Source organism: uncultured Microbacterium sp., from assembly GCF_947488465.1.
In the GTDB taxonomy this organism is placed as follows: domain Bacteria; phylum Actinomycetota; class Actinomycetes; order Actinomycetales; family Microbacteriaceae; genus Microbacterium.
Genome location: NZ_CANKZA010000001.1, coordinates 477,461 through 498,855, shown reverse-complemented (window position 1 = coordinate 498,855; position 21,395 = coordinate 477,461). Strand labels below are relative to the sequence as shown.

At 67.0% G+C, this 21,395-nt stretch carries 18 protein-coding genes and 2 tRNA genes; 6 read left to right on the top strand and 14 right to left on the bottom strand.

Going from position 1 to position 21,395, the window contains the following annotated elements; translation table 11 throughout:
* Position 1 precedes the first annotated feature (1 nt).
* Genes Q0653_RS02420 through ileS form a run of 3 tightly spaced genes read right to left on the bottom strand, consistent with a single transcriptional unit; the run spans position 2 to position 5,138 of the window.
* Positions 2-400: a DUF4233 domain-containing protein gene (locus Q0653_RS02420; protein WP_366521948.1), complete on the bottom strand. Its 399-nt coding sequence runs from the start codon at positions 398-400 to the stop codon at positions 2-4.
* The gene (locus Q0653_RS02415; protein ID WP_298942321.1) at positions 397-1,749 is read right to left on the bottom strand and encodes a folylpolyglutamate synthase/dihydrofolate synthase family protein; all 1,353 of its coding nucleotides are present in this window, start codon (positions 1,747-1,749) and stop codon (positions 397-399) included. Before Q0653_RS02415 ends, Q0653_RS02420 begins: the two co-directional genes overlap by 4 nt.
* Positions 1,746-5,138 carry an isoleucine--tRNA ligase gene (gene ileS / locus Q0653_RS02410; protein ID WP_298943103.1) on the bottom strand — a complete coding sequence of 1,131 codons (3,393 nt, stop codon included), beginning with the start codon at positions 5,136-5,138 and terminating at the stop codon, positions 1,746-1,748. The genes Q0653_RS02415 and ileS overlap by 4 nt, the downstream gene beginning before the upstream one ends.
* A 319-nt stretch (positions 5,139-5,457) precedes the next feature.
* Here ileS and Q0653_RS02405 point away from each other — a divergent pair, with 319 nt between their 5' ends.
* A complete protein-coding gene (locus tag Q0653_RS02405; RefSeq protein WP_298942319.1) occupies positions 5,458-6,042 on the top strand; it encodes a hypothetical protein in 585 nt (194 codons plus the stop codon).
* 82 nt (positions 6,043-6,124) lie between these two features.
* Here Q0653_RS02405 and Q0653_RS02400 read toward each other — a convergent pair whose 3' ends face one another.
* Positions 6,125-6,976 carry a type IV toxin-antitoxin system AbiEi family antitoxin domain-containing protein gene (locus Q0653_RS02400; protein ID WP_298942317.1) on the bottom strand — a complete coding sequence of 284 codons (852 nt, stop codon included), beginning with the start codon at positions 6,974-6,976 and terminating at the stop codon, positions 6,125-6,127.
* A 315-nt stretch (positions 6,977-7,291) separates the two neighbouring features.
* Between Q0653_RS02400 and valS the strand changes: the two genes are divergently transcribed.
* Both valS and Q0653_RS02390 read left to right on the top strand, forming a co-directional pair.
* Positions 7,292-9,862 (top strand): valine--tRNA ligase, encoded by a 2,571-nt coding sequence (gene valS / locus Q0653_RS02395; protein ID WP_298942315.1) that lies wholly within the window; start codon positions 7,292-7,294, stop codon positions 9,860-9,862.
* Between the two features lies 1 nt (position 9,863).
* Positions 9,864-10,112 carry a hypothetical protein gene (locus Q0653_RS02390; RefSeq protein WP_298741301.1) on the top strand — a complete coding sequence of 83 codons (249 nt, stop codon included), beginning with the start codon at positions 9,864-9,866 and terminating at the stop codon, positions 10,110-10,112.
* Between the two features lie 7 nt (positions 10,113-10,119).
* On the opposite strand, the gene Q0653_RS02385 is transcribed toward Q0653_RS02390, so the two are convergent.
* Both Q0653_RS02385 and Q0653_RS02380 read right to left on the bottom strand, forming a co-directional pair.
* Positions 10,120-10,455: a hypothetical protein gene (locus Q0653_RS02385; protein ID WP_298942313.1), complete on the bottom strand. Its 336-nt coding sequence runs from the start codon at positions 10,453-10,455 to the stop codon at positions 10,120-10,122.
* Between the two features lie 46 nt (positions 10,456-10,501).
* The gene (locus tag Q0653_RS02380) at positions 10,502-10,696 is read right to left on the bottom strand and encodes a helix-turn-helix domain-containing protein (RefSeq protein WP_298942311.1); all 195 of its coding nucleotides are present in this window, start codon (positions 10,694-10,696) and stop codon (positions 10,502-10,504) included.
* Positions 10,697-10,784: 88 nt separating this feature from the next.
* Here Q0653_RS02380 and Q0653_RS02375 point away from each other — a divergent pair, with 88 nt between their 5' ends.
* On the top strand, positions 10,785-12,842 hold the full coding sequence (locus Q0653_RS02375) for a M3 family metallopeptidase (RefSeq protein WP_298942309.1): 2,058 nt from the start codon (positions 10,785-10,787) through the stop codon (positions 12,840-12,842).
* A 344-nt stretch (positions 12,843-13,186) separates the two neighbouring features.
* Here Q0653_RS02375 and clpX read toward each other — a convergent pair whose 3' ends face one another.
* The 5 genes from clpX to Q0653_RS02350 form a co-directional block, all read right to left on the bottom strand.
* Positions 13,187-14,455 carry an ATP-dependent Clp protease ATP-binding subunit ClpX gene (gene clpX / locus Q0653_RS02370; RefSeq protein WP_298942307.1) on the bottom strand — a complete coding sequence of 423 codons (1,269 nt, stop codon included), beginning with the start codon at positions 14,453-14,455 and terminating at the stop codon, positions 13,187-13,189.
* Positions 14,456-14,598: 143 nt separating this feature from the next.
* On the bottom strand, positions 14,599-15,231 hold the full coding sequence (locus tag Q0653_RS02365) for an ATP-dependent Clp protease proteolytic subunit (protein WP_298741918.1): 633 nt from the start codon (positions 15,229-15,231) through the stop codon (positions 14,599-14,601).
* A 47-nt stretch (positions 15,232-15,278) separates the two neighbouring features.
* On the bottom strand, positions 15,279-15,881 hold the full coding sequence (locus Q0653_RS02360) for an ATP-dependent Clp protease proteolytic subunit (RefSeq protein WP_298741308.1): 603 nt from the start codon (positions 15,879-15,881) through the stop codon (positions 15,279-15,281).
* Between the two features lie 155 nt (positions 15,882-16,036).
* Entirely contained in the window at positions 16,037-17,530 is a 1,494-nt protein-coding gene (gene tig, locus Q0653_RS02355) for a trigger factor (RefSeq protein WP_298942305.1), read from the bottom strand.
* Positions 17,531-17,603: 73 nt separating this feature from the next.
* Positions 17,604-17,677: transfer RNA gene (locus tag Q0653_RS02350), tRNA-Pro, on the bottom strand.
* Between the two features lie 96 nt (positions 17,678-17,773).
* Here Q0653_RS02350 and Q0653_RS02345 point away from each other — a divergent pair.
* Positions 17,774-17,847: transfer RNA gene (locus Q0653_RS02345), tRNA-Gly, on the top strand.
* Between the two features lie 158 nt (positions 17,848-18,005).
* Here the strand turns inward: Q0653_RS02345 and Q0653_RS02340 are convergent.
* Positions 18,006-18,542, bottom strand: coding sequence for a gamma carbonic anhydrase family protein (locus Q0653_RS02340; RefSeq protein WP_298942303.1), 537 nt, complete (start codon positions 18,540-18,542; stop codon positions 18,006-18,008).
* Positions 18,543-18,661: 119 nt separating this feature from the next.
* Between Q0653_RS02340 and Q0653_RS02335 the strand changes: the two genes are divergently transcribed.
* Positions 18,662-19,147 carry a DNA starvation/stationary phase protection protein gene (locus Q0653_RS02335; RefSeq protein ID WP_298741314.1) on the top strand — a complete coding sequence of 162 codons (486 nt, stop codon included), beginning with the start codon at positions 18,662-18,664 and terminating at the stop codon, positions 19,145-19,147.
* A gap of 104 nt (positions 19,148-19,251) precedes the next feature.
* Here the strand turns inward: Q0653_RS02335 and Q0653_RS02330 are convergent, their stop codons facing one another.
* Together Q0653_RS02330 and Q0653_RS02325 are read right to left on the bottom strand one after the other, a co-directional pair.
* Complete coding sequence (locus tag Q0653_RS02330; protein WP_298942300.1) at positions 19,252-20,748, bottom strand: amidohydrolase family protein; 1,497 nt, start codon at positions 20,746-20,748, stop codon at positions 19,252-19,254.
* Positions 20,745-21,395 carry an FMN-binding negative transcriptional regulator gene (locus Q0653_RS02325; protein ID WP_298942298.1) on the bottom strand — a complete coding sequence of 217 codons (651 nt, stop codon included), beginning with the start codon at positions 21,393-21,395 and terminating at the stop codon, positions 20,745-20,747. Before Q0653_RS02325 ends, Q0653_RS02330 begins: the two co-directional genes overlap by 4 nt.

Sequence of the window (21,395 nt, the reverse complement as noted above, 5' to 3'; positions counted from 1 at the left end):
GTCAGTCTCCGTTCGTTGCGGGATCGGCGCGCTGGGCGTTTCGACGGTCGAGCGCGCCGCCCTTGATCGTTGCATACGCGTACATCGCACCGAAAATGAGCGCGACGACCGCGAGAGCCGGAACGAGGAACCCGCCCAGGGCGAGAATGAGTTGCCAGAACCAGCCGAGGGCGATCCCCCAGCGGTGGCGCAGTACGCCGGTCGTCGCGACCATGAGGAGGGCGAGGACGGCGCCGGCGATGATCCCCCACCACGGCGCGACCCCCGGCGGCAACTGATTCAGACCGTAGAGAGCGAGCCCTCCGAGGAAGACGATGATCGACTCGAACCCGAGGACGACCGCTGCGAGCGACTCTTCGGCGCCGCGGGGGCGACGGGGACGAGCGGGGCGAGCGTTCACGGCTGCCACCCGTCCTTCCAGTCTTGCGTAGCGGCGAGATGCACCGCTTCGCCAGCCAAAACGACGCTCCCTGCGATGACCACGGCTCGGCGGTCGGAGGCCGCGGCCCACGCCCGGGCTGCCTCGGCCGCGTCATCGAGATCGCGGTGAACCGTCACGGCGATCCCGGTCGGTTCGACCAGATCGGCGACCTCATCCGCTTCCGCGGCGCGTTCGGAGTCAGGAGCCGTCGCGAACACGTGAGCCGCTGCCGGGGCGATGCGCGAGACGATCCCCGCCACGTCCTTGTCACCGAACACCCCGAGGACGATGCCCCATTCGTCGAAGTCGAAGGATTGTCCCAGTGCCCGCACGAGCGCCTCCGCTCCGTGTGGATTGTGTGCGCTGTCGACCAACACGGTCGGGGCGATACCGATCAGCTGGAGCCGGCCGGGCGAGGTGACCTGCGCGAGGCCGTCGGTGAGGATGTCGGGCGCGATCGCCTGGGATCCCCCGCCGATGAGGGACTCGACCGCGGCGATCGCCAACGCGGCGTTGTGACCCTGGTGCGCGCCGTACAGCGGGAGGTACAGGTCGTCATAGGTGCCCGCAAGGCCGCGGACAGAGACCATCTGGCCACCGACGGCCAGCTGCGCATCTGTGACGGCGAAGGCGCTGTCCTCCACCGCGATCGTCGCTTCACGTCCCTGCGCCGCCGCGCGCAGGACGCGCTCGGCATCCGGCGACTGCGTCGCGGAGACGACCGCTGCGCCCTGCTTGATGATGCCCGCTTTCTCACCGGCGATCTCCGCGATCGTGTCTCCGAGGCGGTCCTGGTGGTCGAGGCTGATCGGCGCGAAGACGGCGACGTCACCGTCGGCGGCGTTGGTCGAGTCCCACGATCCGCCCATCCCGACCTCGATCACCGCGACGTCCACCGGTGCGTCGGCGAAGGCGGCGAAGGCGAGCACGGTCAGCAGCTCGAAGAACGTCAGCGGCGCATCGCCGGCCGCGGTCAGCTCCGCGTCGACGAGATCGATGAACGGTGAGATCTCGTCCCAGGCCTCCGCCACCAGGGCGTCATCGATGGGTTCACCGTCGATCATGATGCGCTCGGTGAAGCGTTCCAGGTGCGGACTCGTGAACAGCCCGGTGCGCAGCCCGTGTGCGCGGATGATCGACTCGATGATCCGGCTCGTCGAGGTCTTGCCGTTGGTGCCGGTCACGTGGACGACGCGATAGGTCCGCTGCGGGTCGTCGAGGAGTTCCAACACGCGTCGCGTGCGTTCGACACGGGGCTGTACCCACTGCTCGCCCTGCCGGGTCAGCAGTGTCGAGTAGACGGCATCCGCTCTGGAACGGTCACTCATGCGCCGCCTCCGATCCGTGTCACGGCGACATGAATGCCGCCTTCGTTCGCGTACTGACCGGGCGCGACGTAACCGACGTGCTCGGGAACCTGTCCGAAGGCAACGGGATGCCAGACCTCCGCGGGCGCGTCGGCGGGAAGCTGTACATCGCGCCCCGTGACGGCCAGCGAGTGCTGGAGCGCCAGCGTCTCGCCTGCGACGTCTGCCGCGCCGAATGCAGATGCCACCGCGTCGGCATCCGACGCGTTCGAGAAGAGCATCTGCAGGTGGATGCGGTCGCTCACGTCGAAGCCGGCTGCCTTGCGCGTGTCCTGCACAGCCCGGATGATGTCGCGCGCCAGCCCCTCCGCCTCCAGTTCGGGGGTGGTCGTCGTGTCGAGCAGGACGAAACCGCCCTCGGGGATGATGGCCAGCGCCTCACCCTCGGGGCGCCCGGCCGTTTCGAGCACGAGGTCGTACTCCCCCGGCGACAGCGCAACGCCGCCCGCGGTCACGATCCCATCCGCTTCCGACCAGTCGCCACCGCGTGCTGCCGCGATGACCTGCTGCACCTGCTTGCCGAGGCGCGGTCCGGCGGTGCGAGCGTTGACGGCAAGGCGATGCGTGATGCCGTACTCTGCCGCGGTCCCCTCGGCGAGGGCGACGAGTTCGACCGCCTTGACGTTCAGCTCCTCCCGGAGGATTCCTTCGAACTGCGCGAGGTCCGCGGCATCCGGCACGACCACGGTCAGACGCCGCAGCGGCAGGCGCACGCGCTTGCCTTCCTTCTTGCGCAGCGCGTTCGCGATGCTGGAGACCGACCGGACCGTGTCCATGGCAGAGCGGATGTCGGTCGCGTGCGCGAAGACGCCCGCATCCGGCCAGTCCTGCAGGTGGACGCTGCGCCCGCCCGTGAGTCCTTGCCAGATCTGCTCGGACACCAACGGGATCAGCGGCGCGGCAACCCGGGTCAGGGTCTCGAGCACCGTGTACAGGGTGTCGAACGCCTCGGTGGATGCCGGGTCTTCCGAAACCCCCACCCAGAACCGGTCGCGCGAGCGCCGGATGTACCAGTTCGTCAGGGCCTCGACGAAGTCACGCAGCCGAGCGGCGGCCGTCGTCGAATCGAGCGCCTCGAGGTCGGCCGCCACGTCGCGGACGAGGTCCCCCGTGAGCGCGAGGATGTACCGGTCGAGCACGTGCGTCGAGTCCGTGCGCCACTGGGCGTCATAGCCCCCGGGAGCGGCGACGTTCGCGTACGTCGAAAAGAAGTACCACGAGCTCCACAGCGGCAGCAGGAACTCCCGGACGCCCGCGCGGATGCCTTCTTCCGTCACGACGAGGTTGCCCCCGCGCAGCACCGAGGAAGCCATCAGGAACCAGCGCATCGCGTCGGAGCCATCGCGATCGAGCACATCACTCACGTCCGGATAGTTGCGCAACGACTTGGACATCTTCTGCCCGTCGCTGCCCAGCACGATGCCGTGGCACGCGACGCCGGTGAAGGCCGGGCGATCGAACAATGCGCCCGAGAGCACGTGCATCACGTAGAACCAGCCTCGGGTTTGGCCGATGTACTCGACGATGAAGTCCGCGGGCGCGTGCTCATCGAACCATTCGCGGTTCTCGAACGGGTAGTGCACCTGCGCGTACGGCATCGATCCGGAGTCGAACCAGACGTCGAACACGTCCTCGATGCGACGCATCGTGGAACGGCCGGTCGGGTCGTCGGGGTTCGGCCGCACGAGCTCGTCGATGAACGGGCGGTGCAGGTCGACCTCGCCGGCCTCGTTGTGCGGCAGCCGACCGAAATCGCGCTCGATGTCGGCGAGTGAGCCATAGACATCGGTGCGCGGGTAGGCCGGGTCATCGCTCTTCCATACCGGGATGGGCGACCCCCAGAAACGATTGCGGCTGATCGACCAGTCGCGCGCGCCCTCGAGCCACTTGCCGAACTGACCGTGCTTGACGTTTTCCGGTGCCCACGTGATCTGCTCGTTGAGCTCGACCAGGCGGTCCTTGATCGCCGTGACGCGGACGAACCAGCTCGACACCGCCTTGTAGATCAGGGGGTTCCGGCAGCGCCAGCAGTGCGGGTAGGAGTGCTCGTAGCTGGCTTCACGCAGCAGGCGTCCACCGGCGGTGAGCGCACGGATGAGCGGACGGTTGGCATCCATCCACAACTCACCCGCGACGTCGGTGACGTGCGGCAGGAAGCGGCCGCCGTCGTCGAGACTCATGATGAGCGGGATGCCGGCGGCCTCGGTGACCCGCTGGTCGTCTTCACCGTAGGCCGGGGCCTGATGGACGATGCCGGTGCCGTCGGTGGTGGTGACGTAGTCATCGACCAGGATGCGCCAGGCGTTCTGCGTGCCCCAGGTCTCCACGTCGGCGTAGTAGTCGAACAGCGCGTCGTAGTGCACGCCCTCGAGGTCGGCGCCGCGCACGGTCTGTTGGACCGCAGCTGTCGCTTCCTCGGCCGAGCCGTACCCGAGATCTTTGGCGTAGCCGGCGAGCAAGTCCTCGGCCAGGAGATACCGGTGCGACTCCCCCTCGGCGCGGTCGGTGTGCACGTCGGCCGCACCCGACGGCCCACCCGGGAGCACGACGTACGAGATCTCGGGCCCGACGGCAAGGGCAAGGTTGGTCGGGAGAGTCCACGGAGTCGTCGTCCACGCGAGCGCGCGCACGCCGGTGAGACCCAACGTCTCGGCCTTGACGCCCACCAGGGGGAAAGTGACCGTCACCGACGGGTCCTGCCGCATCTTGTAGACGTCATCGTCCATGCGGAGCTCGTGGTTGCTGAGCGGCGTCTCGTCTCGCCAGCAATAGGGCAACACACGGTAGCCCTCGTAGGCGAGGCCCTTATCCCAGAGCTCGCTGAAGGCCCAGAGGACCGACTCCATGAATCCGGGGTCGAGCGTCTTGTAGCCGCGCTCGAAGTCGACCCACCGCGCCTGGCGGGTCACGTAATCCTGCCACTGCTGCGTGTACTCGAGAACCGATTCGCGGGCCTTCGCGTTGAACGCCGCGAGGCCCATCTGCTCGATCTGACTCTTCTCCGTGATTCCGAGCTGCTTCATCGCCTCGAGCTCGGCCGGAAGGCCGTGCGTGTCCCACCCGAACACGCGGTCGACCTTCTTGCCGCGCATCGTCTGGAACCGCGGGAAGAGGTCCTTGGCATAGCCGGTGAGGAGGTGGCCGTAGTGCGGCAGACCGTTGGCGAACGGCGGGCCGTCGTAGAACACCCATTCGTCGGCGCCCTCGCGCTGCGCGAGGGAGGCACGGAAGGTGTCATCCTGCGCCCAGAAGTCGAGGATGGTCCGCTCGATCTCGGGAAAGCGCGGGCTGGGCACGACGGAATCGGCGGCCGCGCCGAAGGCGGATTCAGACGGACGAGGGTAGGTCATTGTCACTCCAGCAGGTTGCGATGCTCCTGCGAGGACGATCTTCCGATCGCGGTACCACCCCGCTTGCCCGACGCGGATGCGGCGAACCCCTCTCACTGCGGCGATGACGGGCCTGCCCCGCGCGGTTCTACTGATCCCGAAGGACGTTCTTCCGCGAGCTCCCCGGTGATGGTCGGATCGATGCTGGTGGGTTCATCCTACCCGGGTGAGCGGAGAGACGCACCGTAGGGTGAATGCCATGGCTCGCGCTCGCACAGGTCCCACTCCGCCGCGAGAGTCCCCTCCCGATCTTCCCGAGCGCCTCGACTCGCACACGGCCATGGCGGCGAGAGATGACCTCTCCGGTGTGTCGATCGACGCCATGTCCGGAGACGTGTCCCTGGCACACGGGCGACTGATCGACGGGCTCGTCGAGGGCGCCTCCCTCGGCCGATGGGACCTCACGGGAGCGACCCTGACGGATGTGCGGATCGCTGACCTCCGCGCAACCGAGGTGATCACCCGCGACGGCGCATGGCGGAGCGTGGAAATCATCGGTGGACGGATCGCGACCCTCGATGCGTCGCGAGCGGCCTGGGACGGCGTGCGGCTCGAGGGTCTCCGGATCGATTACCTCTCCCTCGCCGCGGCCGACGTGGGTGACCTGGTGCTCGTCGGGTGCGACATCGGGACTCTGGATGTGCCGCAGGCGCGCCTCGTCCGGGTCGCCTTCGAGGACTGCCGCGTCGACGAGGTAGACACGCGAGGGCTCCGCGGAGAACATCTGGATCTCCGCGGCTTGGAGGCGCTGAGGTTCACGGACGCGCGGGGTCTCACGGGCGCGACACTGTCGGTGCGGCAGGCAGAGCTGCACGGTCCGGCGTTCGCGGCAGCCCTCGGCATCCGCCTCGCGCCAGGTTCCTGAGGAGATGGAGGATGTCGCGGATCGCTGGCGCCGAACTCATCCTCAGCATCCGCCATCGCCTCGGCAACCGACGTGGACACGTTCACCGTTCGAGGTGCAGGCCTTGCGCCACCGCGCGCGTCACGAGGTCCTGTACCTCGTGCCAGTGATTCACGATCCGGTCGTAGCCCACGCGGATGACGTGATACCCCAGCAGCATGAGCTGCGCATCGTGGGCATTGTCGAGCTCGCGTTGCCGCCCGATGTGGCTGCCCCCATCGGCTTGGAGAACGAGCCGCTCGCCGATCAAGGCATCGACGCGGTGCCCGCAGATCCATACCTGTTGCACGATCGGCAGACCGAGCCACGCGAGGCGCACCGGGATGAAGGTCTCGAGGCCTGAGTTGGAGAACGGCGACGCGGCTTCCCGCACGTCTCGCGCGCGACCGCGGTACGGCAGGCGGCGTAGCTCGGGGAGCGTCACGAGGCGTCGATCCAGCGCCGATTCCCAGATCGCGAGGGCCTGTTCCCGCGGCAGGCAGCCGGCGACGAGCGCGAGGACGTTCTCCACAGGGTCGACCAGGGCGTTCGGATGCCGCGGGACCACCGGCCGCCCCCAGTGCACCGTTGCCCTTCGCCGTCCTGTGCTGGTCTCCGTCCGGATCGACACTCCGCCCGAGCGCGGGTTGGCCGCGACGTGCGGGCGGTCTCCGGCATCCAACACCCAGAGACCCAAGCGCACCGCGGCGGTCACGCACGAGAGCACGACGCCGTCGCGCGCGGCCGCGACGAGCATCGGGTCCGCGCCGGGGACCGCGACCCACCCCTTCCGCGGGCGGACCAGTTGTCCACCGTCGACCGCTGCGCGCACGGCGCGCTCGCTCCACCCCGCGTCACGCACACATCGAACCCGGACGACGCCTCCCTGGGTGCGCACCTCGTCCGCGATGGTCATGACCCCAGACTCGCCCGCCGCGCGGCGATGCGGGGTGCACGAAGCGGGATCTGTGGAGGGTTCCGGGCGATCCGGCGGTGGGGAGGAGGCGGTGACTGCGACACGCATCGCGCCGGTTCATGAGGAGATGGCGGATGCCGCGCATCGACTCCGCGGGTTCCATCCTCAGCATCCGCCATCGCCTCGGCAACCGGCGCAGGCTCCTGACGCCCCCGCCATCGGCCGACACGCTTGCGCGCGCTCGGTAGACTCGTCCAGGCATCCACACTCAGGCACGCTCACACAGTGCCGCACATATCGCTCGAGGAGACAGTCATGACCAGCATTCCCGACAAGCCGGCATTGGAAGGCCTCGAGCAGAAGTGGGATGCCGCATGGACTGCGCAGGGCACCTACCTCTTCGATCGTGACGCGGCCAAGGCGAGCGGTCGCGCGGGTGTCTTCTCGATCGACACCCCACCGCCGACGGCCTCCGGATCGCTCCACATCGGCCACGTCTTCAGCTACACCCACACCGACGTGAAAGTGCGTTACGAGCGCATGCGCGGGAAGACCGTGTTCTACCCGATGGGCTGGGACGACAACGGCTTGCCGACCGAACGCCGCGTGCAGAACTTCTACGGCGTGCGCTGCGATCCGTCGTTGGCGTTCGACCCGGACTTCACTCCCCCCTTCCACGGCGACGCGAAGAGCCTGAAGCCCGCCGACCAGGTTCCGATCAGCCGGCCCAACTTCATCGCTCTGTGCGAGGAGCTGACGCGGGAAGACGAGAAGGCGTTCGAAGCGGTCTTCCGCCAGCTGGGTCTTTCGGTCGATTGGAACCAGACCTATCGGACAATTTCGAAAGACACCATCCGCACGAGCCAGCTCGCATTCTTGCGCAACCTCGAGCGCGGCGAGGCGTACCAGTCGATGGCGCCGACGCTGTGGGACATCGATTTCCGCTCGGCGATCGCGCAGGCCGAGCTGGAGGACCGCGAACAGCAGGCGAGCTACCACCGCATCGCGTTCCACAAAACCGATGGCTCCGGTGACCTGCACATCGAGACCACGCGGCCCGAGCTGCTCGCGGCGTGTGTCGCCCTGGTCGCCAACCCGGAGGACGAGCGCTACCAGCCGTACTTCGGCCAGACGGTCCGCACCCCACTGTTCGACGTCGAGGTGCCCGTTCTCGCCCATCCGCTCGCTCAGAAGGACAAGGGGTCGGGCATCGCCATGACCTGCACCTTCGGCGACGTGACTGACATCATCTGGTGGCGCGAGCTCGACCTCCCCAACCGCTCGATCTTGGGCCTCGACGGCCGTATCCTCGCCGAGGCGCCAGAGGCTCTCGTGACTGACGCGGCCCGGGCCGCGTACGCCGAAATCGCCGGTCTCACGGTCTTCAGCGCGAAGAAGAAGACAGTGGAGCTGCTGGAGGCCTCGGGCGAACTGCTCGACGTGTCGAAGCCGTTCTCCCACCCCGTCAAGTTCTACGAGAAGGGCGACCGTCCACTCGAGATCGTCTCGACGCGCCAGTGGTATCTGCGCAACGGCGCCCGTGACGGTGCTCTGCGCGACAAGCTCATCGCACTCGGTGCGGACATGAGCTGGCATCCCGACTTCATGCGCGTGCGGTACGAGAACTGGACGAACGGTCTGACCGGCGACTGGCTGGTTTCGCGCCAGCGGTTCTTCGGCGTACCGATCCCGGTCTGGTACGGACTGGATGAGAACGGTGAGCGCGACTTCGACCGGGTGATCACGCCGGATCTGGCCTCCCTCCCCATCGATCCCACGACCGACGTCCCCGACGGGTACACCGAGGCGCAGCGCGGAGTCGCCGGCGGGTTTGAGGCGGAGAAGGACATTTTCGACACGTGGGCGACGTCCTCGCTCACTCCGCAGCTCGCCGGTGGCTGGCAGCGCGACGAGGAACTGTGGAATCTGGTGGCGCCGTTCGATGTACGCCCGCAGGGGCAAGACATCATCCGCACCTGGCTCTTTTCCACGATGCTCCGCAGCGCCCTGGAAGACGACCGTGCCCCGTGGACGGATGCGTCGATCTCCGGCTTCATCGTCGACCCCGACCGCAAGAAGATGTCCAAGTCCAAGGGCAACGTCGTCACGCCCGCCGACATCCTCGACCAGCACGGCACGGATGCCGTCCGCTACTGGTCGGCGTCGAGCCGCCTGGGCGCGGACGCCGCGTTCGACCCGCAGAATCCGACGCAGGTGAAGATCGGTCGGCGCCTGGCGATAAAGGTGCTCAACGCCGCGAAGTTCGTCCTCTCCTTCCCTGTGCCCGCGGATGCGGAGATCACGCTCGCGCTCGACGCGTCGATGCTCGCGACCCTCGACCAGGTAGTCGCGGATGCGACCCGCGCGTTCGACGCTTTCGATCACGCCCGTGCGCTCGAGATCACCGAGGCGTTCTTCTGGACTTTCTGTGATGACTACCTCGAGCTCGTGAAGGAGCGCGCGTACAACGAGACGAATACCGGTCAGGCCTCCGCTGCACTGGCGCTGCGCCTCGCGCTCTCGACCCTGCTGCGCCTCCTCGCGCCGGTACTTGCGTTCGCCACCGAAGAGGCGTGGTCATGGTTCGAGGACGGCTCCATCCACACCGCCGCGTGGCCGGAGCCGCTCGGCATCGACGGCGACCCTGCCGTGCTTGTTGCCACCAGTGCTGCACTCATCGGAATCCGCCGGGCGAAGACCGAGGCGAAGGCCTCGCAGAAGACCCCCGTCGAGACGCTGACGATCGCAGCCCCGGAGGCGACCCTCGAGGTGTTGCGACGAGCGGAGGATGACCTGCGCGCGGTCGGACGAGTCGGCACGATCACCTACGCACCGGGAGAATCACTGTCGGTCGGCGACATCGTTCTCGCACCTCAGGAGGCCTGAGATGCAACTCGGAACCCGATGGACCAGCGGTCAGCAGCCTCCGGCGGCGGTGCCGGCGGTGTTGCACCGGCAGATCGCCGCGGTCGATGCGGCGATTCCCGCGGATGATCTCGGACAGCCGCGCCCGCGGTGGACGCTCACCTTCCTGGAAGGTCGACCGATTGCGGAGTTGGACACCGGAGTGATCGTGGAGTCCACCGCGAGCGGCGAGGTCATCGTGCGCCACGACGACGAAGACGAGTTCGCCTGAGTCGCCCTCACCGCCGCAGCACTCCCCACACCACCGCACCGGTGCGCGTGTCATCGCGCTGACGAACGCCGTCACCCGTCTGGTCGCGATAGGTGGTGACGTACTCGTCGATGAGTGCCTGGACCTTGTCGGAGAGCTCACGCAACTGCGGCGGAGTGAGCCGTGCTGTCGCGGTCGTGATGATGGTCGAGTCCCGCCACTCGCCGTCCATGTCGGGACTGAGCCAGCGGTCGATGAACTCCATCAATTGCTGGTGGCGTCGGTTGAGCGTCTCGGTGACGACGACCTGCGTCGCCGCCCGACCCGAGGGTGTGCGGAGCGCGTCCGGATTGCCGAACGACACCGCTCCGTGCGGCCGCTCCCACCACCGCTCCCGGGCGGTGCCTCGATCAGGTACCTCCCGGATCAGGGTGATAACTGGTCGATCCGGAAGACTCGTGCAGCCGTTCGGCGAGCGAGCTCGCAGTCTGCGGGCCGTACTGACTCAAGATGTCGAAGATGCGCACACGAATCGGGTGGGCCAACGCGCGAAGCGCGCCGGCATCCAGTATCTGGACGGGAGTGGGGTCGTGATCCGCGGGCATGTTCCAAAGATGCTGTTGCACACATCCCTTTGCAATGACCTCTTTGCACCCGGAGAGGGGTGCCGGGGCACGGCCTTAAGGTGAAGGAATGACGGATGCTTCTTCGAATCCCCTCCTCGCTCCGAGCACCCTGCCGTACGGCCTTCCGGATTACCGAGAGATCGCGCCGGAACACTACCTGCCGGCGTTCGAGGCGGCGTTCGCAGAACACCGTGCCGAGATAGCCGCGATCACCCGCGTGCGGTCCATGCCGACCTTCGAGAACACCATGGTGCCGCTGGAGAGAGCCGGTGATCTCCTGGGACGAGTGGCCCGGACGTTCTACACGGTCTCTTCCGCAGACGCGACGGCTCCGATCCAGGAGATCGACGAAACGCTCGCTCCCCTGATGTCGGCCCATCACGACGCGATCGGCCTCGACGGCGCCCTGTACTGGCGCATCAAAACTCTGCACGATCACCTCGACGCGGCGGACCTGGCTCCCGAGGACCGCTACCTCGTCGAGCGCCACTATCGCGAGATGACACACGCGGGAGCGGGGCTCGACGACGAGCAAAAGGCCACCCTGACCGATCTGAATCAGAGACTCTCCATCCTCACCACGACGTTCGAGAAGAACCTCCTCGCGGACACGAACGACCTGGCGGTGGTGTTCGACACCGCGGACGAACTGGATGGCCTGACGGCGGGCGAATTGTCTGCCGCCGCCCAAAATGCGGCCGACCGGGGCCTTCCCGGGCGTTACGTCGTCACGCTGACGTTGTTCACCGGGCATCCGTACCTGTCCACCCTGACGAGGCGCGAAAGCCGCGAGCGGTTGCTCACGGCATCCCGCTCGCGCGGGTCGCGGGGCAATGAGAACGACAACCGGGAGGTGCTGCGCACCATCGTCCGCCTCCGCGCGGAGCGCGCCGCGCTTCTCGGCTTCGACAGCCACGCCGCCTACATCACGAGTGACGAGACGGCAGGATCACCGGAGGCCGTCCACACCCTCCTCCGCCGCCTCGCGATCCCGGCTGCGCGCAACGCCGCGCGGGAGCAGATCGCCTTGCAGGCGATCGTGGATGCCGAGGACACTCCGTTCACGCTCGAAGCCCACGATTGGGCGTTCTATACCGAGAAGGTGCGCGAAGCTGAGTACGATCTCGACCGCACGGCCCTCCGACCCTGGTTCGAAGCGGAACGCGTGCTGCAGGACGGTGTCTTCCGGGCCGCCACCGAGCTGTACGGTGTGACGTTCACCGAGCGCCGGGATCTCCCCGGGTACCACCCGGATGTGCGGGTCTTCGAACTGCACAATGCAGACGGAAGCGCGCTGGGTCTGTTCCTCCTCGATCTGTATACCCGCGACTCCAAGCGCGGCGGTGCATGGATGAACTCGATCGTTTCCCAGTCCCGGCTACGCGGGACCGATCCGGTCGTCGTCAACAATCTCAACGTCCCCAAACCCGCTGCCGGTCAGCCGACCCTGCTCACGCTCGACGAAGTGACCACGCTGTTCCACGAGTTCGGTCATGCCTTGCACGGACTGTTCGCGGTCGTCACCTATCCGCATTTCGCCGGGACCGCGGTGTTCCGCGACTTCGTCGAGTTCCCGAGCCAGGTCAACGAAATGTGGATCCTGTGGCCCGAGGTACTGGCCGCCTACGCCCGCCACGTCGACACGGGCGAACCGCTCCCCTCGAGCGTCGTGGACAAACTGCGTGCGTCCGAAGCCTTCAACCAGGGATTCGCGACGAGTGAGTACCTCGCCGCCTCCTGGATCGATCAGGCGTGGCACTCGCTCACCGCAGAACAGGCGGCATCCGACCTCGACGTCGCCGAGTTCGAAGCCGCGGCACTCGTCGACATCGGGCTGGACAATCCCGTGGTCCCCACTCGCTACTCCTCGACGTACTTCGCGCACGTGTTCTCTGGCGGATACAGTGCCGGCTACTACTCCTATATCTGGAGCGAAGTGCTCGACGCTGACACGGTGGAGTGGTTCGGTGAGAACGGCGGTCTCACCCGCGAAAACGGGGAGCGGTTCCGGAGCCGCCTGCTCGGCGTGGGCGGGTCGAAGGATCCGCTCGAGGCCTACCGCGACTTCCGCGGGCGTGACGCCGACATCGCCCCGCTCCTGCACCGCCGCGGACTGGACGGCTGACGAGCGGATGCCGGAGATTCATCCGGCCCAAATCGCGGCATCCGAACGCCACAGGCAGCATTTCAACCGGATGAGAGGATGCCGGAAATTCATCCGGCCCAAATCACCGCATCCGGACGCTACGGGCAGCATTTCAACCGGATGAGCGGATGCCGGAAATTCATCCGGCCCAAATCACCGCATCCGGACGCTACGGGCAGCATTTCAGCCGGATAAGCCGCTGCACCGGAGATTCATCCGGCCGAGATCGCGGCATCCGACTGGCGAAGCGCTGGCGCCCCACCGCTGCCTCGGAAGATCCCGCAAATGGCCGACGAGGTCGCCGGCGGCTGAAAGGGTCGAGCTCAGGCGGTCTTGCGCTTCTGCTGCAGCACGAGGGTCGGTGCAGCACCATCGCTCACGGCAGCACGGGTCACAATGACCTTGGCGACATCCTCTGTCGACGGGATGTCGAACATGATCGGCCCGAGTACGTCCTCGAGGATGGCTCGGAGCCCGCGGGCACCGGTCTTACGCGCGACCGCGAGATCGGCGATGGCGAGCAACGCGTCATCGTCGAACTCGAGTTCGACGCCGTCGAGCTCGAACATCCGCTGATACTGCTTCACGAACGCATTCTTCGGCCCCGTGAGAATCTCGATGAGCGCAGCCTGGTCGAGGGGCGCGACAGACGTGACGACCGGCAGACGGCCGATGAACTCCGGGATCAGCCCGAACTTGTGCAGGTCCTCGGGTTCGACCTCGCTGAAGAGGTCGAGCTCCTTGCCCTTCTCCTGCAGCGGTGCGCCGAATCCGACGCCATGCTTGCCGACGCGCGACGAGATGATCTCCTCGAGACCGGCGAAGGCGCCGGCGACGATGAACAACACATTCGTGGTGTCGATCTGGATGAACTCCTGGTGCGGATGCTTGCGTCCGCCCTGCGGGGGCACCGATGCGACCGTCCCCTCGAGGATCTTCAGCAGCGCCTGCTGCACACCTTCGCCCGAGACATCACGCGTGATCGAGGGATTCTCGGCCTTGCGGGCGATCTTGTCGACCTCGTCGATGTAGATGATGCCGGTCTCGGCACGCTTGACGTCGAAGTCCGCGGCCTGAAGAAGCTTCAGGAGGATGTTCTCGACATCCTCGCCGACGTAGCCGGCCTCGGTCAGCGCCGTGGCGTCGGCGACGGCAAACGGGACGTTCAGCCGCTTCGCGAGGGTCTGGGCCAGATACGTCTTGCCGCAGCCGGTCGGGCCGAGGAGCAGGATGTTGCTCTTGGCGATCTCGACTTCGTCGACCCGCTGTTCTGCGGGCTGGAGAGTGCCGTGGGCGCGTACCCGCTTGTAGTGGTTGTAGACGGCGACCGACAGAGCGCGCTTCGCGGCATCCTGTCCGACGACGTACTCCGCCAGGAACGAGAAGATTTCCCGCGGCTTGGGCAGATCGAAATCGGCAACGGCGCCCTCACCGGACTCGGCCATGCGCTCTTCGATGATCTCGTTGCAGAGCTCGACGCACTCGTCGCAGATGTAGACACCGGGGCCGGCGATCAGCTGCTGCACTTGCTTTTGACTCTTGCCGCAGAAGGAGCATTTGAACAGGTCGGCACTTTCACCGATACGAGCCATGATGCGCCTCTTTCATCGAACCACCCAGAATGCTTTTCGAGCCTAACCGCAACCGACGACATCTCGGCGGATTGAGACGCGGGTGTGGAGGACGACCGCACAACGCCCCGACGATCGGGAAGACCGGCGGGGCGTTGACGAGGTCAGGACGTGATCGCCGCTGCAGCGGGGACGCGCTTGCGCGACGTGAGCACCTGGTCGACGATCCCGTACTCGAGCGCCTCGTGGGCGGAGAGGATCTTGTCGCGGTCGATGTCCTTGTTCACCTGCTCCTGGGTGCGGTTCGTGTGCCGCGCCATCGTCTCCTCGAGCCAGGTACGCATGCGGAGGATCTCCGCCGCCTGGATCTCGATGTCGGATGCCTGACCGTGGCCCGCTTCGCCGACGGCGGGCTGGTGGATGAGGATGCGGGCGTTCGGGAGGGCGAGACGCTTGCCCGGCGCGCCGGCGGCCAGAAGCACCGAGGCGGCCGAGGCCGCCTGACCCAGCACCACGGTCTGGATCTGGGGAGAGACGTACTGCATCGTGTCGTAGATCGCCGTCATCGCGGTGAACGAGCCACCGGGCGAGTTGATGTACATGATGATGTCGCGGTCGGGGTCCTGCGACTCCAGCACGAGCAACTGGGCCATGACATCGTCAGCCGATGCGTCGTCCACCTGGACGCCCAGGAAGATGACGCGATCTTCGAACAGCTTGTTGTACGGGTCCTGGCGCTTGTAGCCGTAGGCCGTCCGCTCCTCGAACTGCGGCAGGATGTACCGGCTCGACGGCATCTGCAAGCCGGAGACTGCGTGCTGGGGAGATCCGAAGGCGGGGGTGTTCACAGTGCGCTTCCTTCGTTGGTTTCGGTGCCGCCGCCGCCGACGACGTCGGAGGCCGATTCGCGAATGTGGTCGACGAACCCGTAGGCGAGCGCTTCCTCAGCGGTGAACCACCGGTCCCGGTCGCCGTCGGCGTTGACCTGTTCGACCGACTTGCCGGTCTGGGCGGCCGTGATCTCGGCGAGGCGGTTCTTCATCGAGATGATGAGCTGCGCCTGCGTCTGGATGTCGCTGGACGTGCCACCGAAACCACCGTGCGGCTGGTGCAGCAGCACACGCGCATTCGGGGTGATGTAGCGCTTGCCCTTCGTGCCTGCAGTCAGCAGCAGCTGACCCATCGACGCGGCCATGCCGATCCCGACCGTGACGATGTCGTTCGGAACGAACTGCATCGTGTCGTAGATCGCCATACCTGCGGTGATCGATCCGCCGGGTGAGTTGACGTAGAGGAAGATGTCCTTCTCGGAGTCTTCGGCGGCGAGGAGGAGGATCTTCGCGCAGATCTCGTTCGCGTTCTCGTCGCGCACCTCCGACCCCAGCCAGATGATGCGGTCACGCAGCAGCCTGTCGAAGACGCTGGTCGCGATAAGTGGTTCAGCCATGAATGCTCCTGGTGTGCGGTTTTGCGTTCGTCACCGAATCTACCCACGCGCCGACGACCCTCTGCCCGTGTTCGCCGTCGGCGGAGAGCGTGTCGGGGCGAAACGACGCGGGGGTGGATGCCCTGGCATCCACCCCCGCGTGCGAACGCGACGTATTACTCGGCAGCCTTCTTCGCCGGCGCCTTCTTGGCAGCGGGCTTCTTGGCCGGCGCCTTCTCGGCGGCCGGGGCATCCGACTCGTCAGCCTTCTTCGCCGGCGCCTTCTTGGCAGCCGGCTTCTTGGCGGGAGCCTTCTTGGCGGGAGCGGCGTCGTCGGCCGAAGCATCCGCGATCTCCTGAGCTTCCTCCACGACCTCAGCCTCGGCCTCATCCTCTTCCGCAACGAAACCGGTGAGGTCGACGGCCTTGCCGTTGGTGTCGACGACCGTCACCTTGCCGAGCACGATCGCGAGCGCCTTGTTGCGCGCGACCTCGCCGACCATCGCCGGCAGCTGGTTGCCCTGCTGCAGAGCGTCGACGAACTCCTGGGGAGCCATGCCGTACTGAGCGGCCGACTGGATGAGGTACTGCGTGAGCTCTTCCTGCGAGACCTGGACCTCGTGTGCCTCGGCGAGCTTGTCGAGGATCATCTGCGTGCGGAACTGCTTCTGCGACGCCTCGGTGACCTCGGCGCGGTGCTCGTCGTCCTCGAGACGGCCTTCGCCCTCGAGGTGCTGGTGGACCTCGTCCTCGACCAGCTGGGCCGGCACCGGGATGTCGATCTGCTCGATCAGCGTGTCGACGAGCTTGTCGCGCGCGGCGGCACCCTGCGTGAACACGGACTGCTCAGCGACACGGGCCACGAGGCTCTCGCGCAGCTCGGCGATCGTGTCGAACTCGCTGGCCATCTGAGCGAAGTCGTCATCGGCCTCGGGAAGCTCACGCTCCTTGACGGCAACGACGGAGACGGAGACCTCGGCCTCTTCACCGGCGTGGTCACCGCCGACGAGGGTCGAACGGAACGTCGTGTCCTCACCCGCGGTGAGCGAGTCGAGCGCCTCATCGATCCCCTCGAGCAGTTCGCCCGAGCCGACCTCGTAGGAGACACCCTCGGCGCGGTCGATCTCGTTCCCGTCGATGGTGGCGACGAGGTTGAGCTCGACGAAGTCGCCCTTCGCAGCGGGGCGGTCGACCGTGATCAGCGTGCCGAAGCGGCCGCGCAGGCGGTCGAGCTCGGCATCCACAGCGGCGTCGTCGGTCTCGACGGCGTCGATCTCGACCGTGATGGTCGACAGCTCGGGCAGATCGAACTCGGGGCGGACGTCGACCTCCACCTCGACCTCGAGGTCGCCGGAGAAATCCTTCTCGTTCGGCCACACGGTGACCTCGGCGGCCGGACGACCGACGACGCGCACCTCGGTCTCGGCGACCGCCTGGCGGTAGAACCCGTCGAGGCCTTCGCTGACGGCGTGCTCGATGACCGCCGTGCGCCCGACACGCTGATCGATGATCGGCGCGGGGACCTTGCCCTTGCGGAAGCCGGGGATCTGGATGTCCTGGGCGATGTGCTCGTAGGCGTGCGCGATGGCGGGCTTGAGCTCGTCCGGCGTGACCGTGATGTGGAGCTTCACCCGGGTGGGGCTGAGCGTCTCGACGGTGCTGGTGACCATACCTGTTCGTTCTCCTTGTGTCCCGGTCGCGCGAGAGCGCATCCGTGTGGGTCTGGGGTTCATGGGGCCGATGTCGGGGCGACAGGATTTGAACCTGCGGCCTCCCGCTCCCAAAGCGGGCGCTCTACCAAGCTGAGCTACGCCCCGGGCGCGCACATTTATGTGCGCCGAAAACGGCCGTTGGTCAGTCTAGCCGACATGACCTTGTAGACTCGTCTGGATGCCGCGTTCACCCGCGGATTCGGGGCTGTAGCTTAGTGGTAAAGCCTCTGTCTTCCAAACAGATGATGCGAGTTCGATTCTCGTCAGCCCCTCCAACGTCCCGACGCGCCACCCCAGGTGGTGCGGCGGGACGTTCGTGTTGAAGGGATCGAACTCCGGAGTGGGCCCACGCCGCCCGAGGCTCCGCGCGCCGCGCAGCGGCGTGTGGAGGAGGCGGTGGGGACGATTCTCGTCAGCCCCTCCACTTCTTGAACTAAATGACCTGCGCAGCGGCGTGTGTCGCGGAATGCACGCGATAGGTCTCGGCGTTCCGCAGGATACCGGCCCGCTCCTCCTCGCTGAGGGCCCGCCGAACCTTTCCGGGCACGCCGGCGACGAGCGAACCGTCGGGCACGACGGTTCCCTCCAGCACGACCGCTCCCCCAGCGATCAGGCACCCCCGGCCTATCTGCGCGCCCGAGAGCACCACGCTCCCCATCCCTATCAGTGATCCGTCACCGATCGAACACCCGTGCACGACGGCGTTGTGCCCGACCGAGACATCGCGACCGATGACGACGGGATGACCGGCATCCACGTGGACGGACACGTTGTCCTGCAGGTTGCTGCCGGCGCCGAGCATGATCGATGAGCTGTCGCCGCGTACGACCGCGTTGTACCAGACGCTGGCACCCTCGGCGAGGGTGACGTCACCGATCACGCGGGCGCCGGAAGCGACGAAAGCAGTCTCGTGCAGGCGAGGTGCGTGACCGGAGAGGGACAGGATCGAGGCGTCATCGGCGACCGTCATGGCCCCGACATTAGCCGGTGTAAGCGGAGCCTTGTCTTGCTTGCGGAATGTTTCCCGCTGAGTAGCGTTGACATCCGCGGGCGTAGTCGTGCGCTCGGAGTTTTGGAGGAGGACGAGAAATGACGAAAACGCAGACGATCTCGATGACGGCCGCGGGCCCCGAGGCATCCGCCAGCACCGCCCAGTTCCTCACGCCGGTGGTTCTGGGACTCCAGTCGCTCGCCGTCAACGGCAAGCAGGCGCACTGGAACGTGCGCGGCTCGAACTTCATCGCGATCCACGAACTCCTGGACACCCTCGTCGCGAACGCGCAGGCATCCGCCGACCTCGCCGCCGAGCGGATCGTCGCCCTCGGCTTGCCGATCGACGCACGCGTGTCGACGGTTGCCGACAAGACTGCCGCGACAGCTGTTCCGGCCGGCTTCACGCCGTGGCAGCAGATCATCACCGCTGTCGTCACCGACATGGATGCCGTCATCGCCGACGTCCAGGCCGCGATCGACGGACTCGACGAGACCGATCTGACCAGCCAGGACGTCGCGATTTCGATCAAGGCGGGTCTCGAAAAGGATCGCTGGTTCCTCTCGGCGCACCTCGCCGAGTAGGTTCCTTCCGCCGCTCCCCCGGTGAGACGGCCCATTTCCGATGAGACGGCACGCGTTGCGTGTCGTCTCATCGTGTCTGTGGCGTCTCACGAAATGCCGGCGGGTCAGAGGTGAGTGAGACGCCCGGCGATCATGGTGGCGGCTACCGCAGTCGCGCGGAGGGACGGCTCATCTGCCGCGAGCGGGTCACGATCGATGATCGCGAGATCCGCGAGGGTTCCGGGCGCAAGCGCGCTGCCGGTGTGCGATCCGCCGGCGGTGGATGCCGCCAGAGCCGTCGCGGCATCCACGCCCTGACGGGGTTGCCACGGCGCACGGCCGTCGCGGGTGCGATGGACAGCGGCCGCCATGGCGGCCCAGGGATCCAGCGGCGACACCGGCGCGTCTGACCCGAACAGCAGATTGGCGCCTGCTTCGGCGAGGGAGCGCAAGGGATAGGGCATCGCCGTCTGGGTCGCCCAGATCGCGTCGGTCATGTCGCGATCATCGACCGCGTGCTCCGGCTGCACGCTCGCGGCCACCCCGAGCCGGGCGAACCGGGCGATGTCCGCGTGCGCGACCAACTGCGCGTGTTCGATCGTGCCGTGCGCTCCGGCGAGGGCGAACGCATCGAGCGCATTCGTGTTCGCCCGGTCGCCGATCGCATGGACCGCGCAGGCGAATCCGGCACCCGTCGCGCGGGTGAGAAGCGCGACGAGCTCGTCCGGCGGAACCGTCAGCACACCGTGATTGTGCGGGTCGCCGGGATACGCGTGTGAGCAGGCGGCCGTGCGGGTTCCGAGGGAACCATCGGTGATCACTTTGAGGGGACCCATCCGCACGAGGCCCGCCGGGTCGAGGGCATTGCCTGTTCCGAGTCCATCGGCGACCGCACGGTCGAGGTGGTCGGGGTAGACGCCGAACGACACACGCGTCGCAGTGAACCCCGCATCCACCCGTCGCGCCCAGGCCTCGGCGTTCCAGGCCATGTCGAAGTCGACGACGCCGACGATCCCCCGGGCGGCGGCTGCCCGCAGGCTCGTGTCCACCAGCGCGTCGCTGACCACCGGATCGGCCGCGTTGAGTCGACGCGAGATCTCGAACGCGGGCTCTTCGCGCAGAACTCCGGATGCGGTGAGCGCGAAGCCTTCACGGCGCAGCGCCGCGGAGTTCAGCCAGACGCTGTGGACGTCGGCGTTGATGAGGTAGGTCGGGACGTCGCCGGTTGCGGCATCCAAGATCTCGCGCTCCATGGCATCGGGCCACAGCGCGTCGCGAAACCCGGTACCGATCCGACGCCCATCGGCGAGCACCCCTGCACCGACCATCAGTGCAGCGGCTTCGGCGGCCGAGGCAGCCTCGCCCACGGGCGTGCGCTGAGCGGCGAGGGCCCACTGCACGGTGTGCACGTGGTGGTCCCAGAGTCCGGGCACCACCCATCCGCCGCCGGCATCGAGCACAGCCCCCCGGCGCGACAACGCACCCGCCGGGGCGATGTCGGAGATAACGCCACCGCGCAGGTGGATGTCGACGAGATCCGCACCGAACGGGTCGAGACGATCTCCGCCGGTCAACCGCGCGTTGATGACGACGTCGATACCGTCGCCGCGGCCCAGACTCATCGTGAGCCCCGTGCGGCGCGGAGCGTCTCGTGAGCCCGCCGCATCTCTGCGGGCAAGCGTGGATCACCGTACCCGCCGCCGCCCCGCTCGAGCTGCAGGATGATCTCGTCCACGACATCATCAGGGCGGTTCTGGCTCAGTTTGCGCTTGGCGACGACCTTCGTGGGCGCGAGGCGAAAGCCCACCGTGCCACGTTCGAGCCCTCGGACGAAGTGCGCGTCATTGGGCAGCTCCCACAGATAGCGCGGATCCGACTGAGCGGATTCGAAGCGCCGCACGAGGCGATCGAGAACAACGAGGTTCTCCTCCGGGGTGAGAATCTCCGGGACCCCGGAGAGGTGCACCGAGACGAAGTTCCACGTCGGCACGTTCGGACCATCGCCGTACCACGCCGGGGAGATGTAGCCGTGCGGTCCCTGCACGATCACGAGCAATTCACTCTCGCCGAGCTCAAGGATGGCGTCGTCGGGTCTGCCCACATGGCCCACGATCGTCAGGTCTTCGCGGTCCTCGTCCAAAAGCACCGCGTAGTGCGAGGCGACGAGCCCGGCATCCGTCTTGGCGACCAGGGTCATCCACGGATTCTGATCGATGACGCGACGCAACTCCGTCACGTCGGTCATCGCGAAACTCGGATTCTGTCTCAT

Coding starts and splice junctions, on each gene's coding strand:
- valS (WP_298942315.1), top strand. CDS start 7,292: ATGACCAGCATTCCCGACAAGCCGGCATTGGAAGGCCTCGAGCAGAAG.
- Q0653_RS02365 (WP_298741918.1), bottom strand. CDS start 15,231: ATGCCGTCGAGCCGGTACATCCTGCCGCAGTTCGAGGAGCGGACGGCC.
- Q0653_RS02380 (WP_298942311.1), bottom strand. CDS start 10,696: ATGCCCGCGGATCACGACCCCACTCCCGTCCAGATACTGGATGCCGGC.
- clpX (WP_298942307.1), bottom strand. CDS start 14,455: ATGGCTCGTATCGGTGAAAGTGCCGACCTGTTCAAATGCTCCTTCTGC.
- Q0653_RS02415 (WP_298942321.1), bottom strand. CDS start 1,749: ATGAGTGACCGTTCCAGAGCGGATGCCGTCTACTCGACACTGCTGACC.
- Q0653_RS02390 (WP_298741301.1), top strand. CDS start 9,864: ATGCAACTCGGAACCCGATGGACCAGCGGTCAGCAGCCTCCGGCGGCG.
- Q0653_RS02330 (WP_298942300.1), bottom strand. CDS start 20,748: ATGAGTCTGGGCCGCGGCGACGGTATCGACGTCGTCATCAACGCGCGG.
- Q0653_RS02375 (WP_298942309.1), top strand. CDS start 10,785: ATGACGGATGCTTCTTCGAATCCCCTCCTCGCTCCGAGCACCCTGCCG.
- Q0653_RS02340 (WP_298942303.1), bottom strand. CDS start 18,542: ATGACGGTCGCCGATGACGCCTCGATCCTGTCCCTCTCCGGTCACGCA.
- Q0653_RS02405 (WP_298942319.1), top strand. CDS start 5,458: ATGGCGGCGAGAGATGACCTCTCCGGTGTGTCGATCGACGCCATGTCC.
- Q0653_RS02400 (WP_298942317.1), bottom strand. CDS start 6,976: ATGACCATCGCGGACGAGGTGCGCACCCAGGGAGGCGTCGTCCGGGTT.
- tig (WP_298942305.1), bottom strand. CDS start 17,530: ATGGTCACCAGCACCGTCGAGACGCTCAGCCCCACCCGGGTGAAGCTC.
- ileS (WP_298943103.1), bottom strand. CDS start 5,138: ATGACCTACCCTCGTCCGTCTGAATCCGCCTTCGGCGCGGCCGCCGAT.
- Q0653_RS02360 (WP_298741308.1), bottom strand. CDS start 15,881: ATGGCTGAACCACTTATCGCGACCAGCGTCTTCGACAGGCTGCTGCGT.
- Q0653_RS02325 (WP_298942298.1), bottom strand. CDS start 21,395: ATGAGACAGAATCCGAGTTTCGCGATGACCGACGTGACGGAGTTGCGT.
- Q0653_RS02335 (WP_298741314.1), top strand. CDS start 18,662: ATGACGAAAACGCAGACGATCTCGATGACGGCCGCGGGCCCCGAGGCA.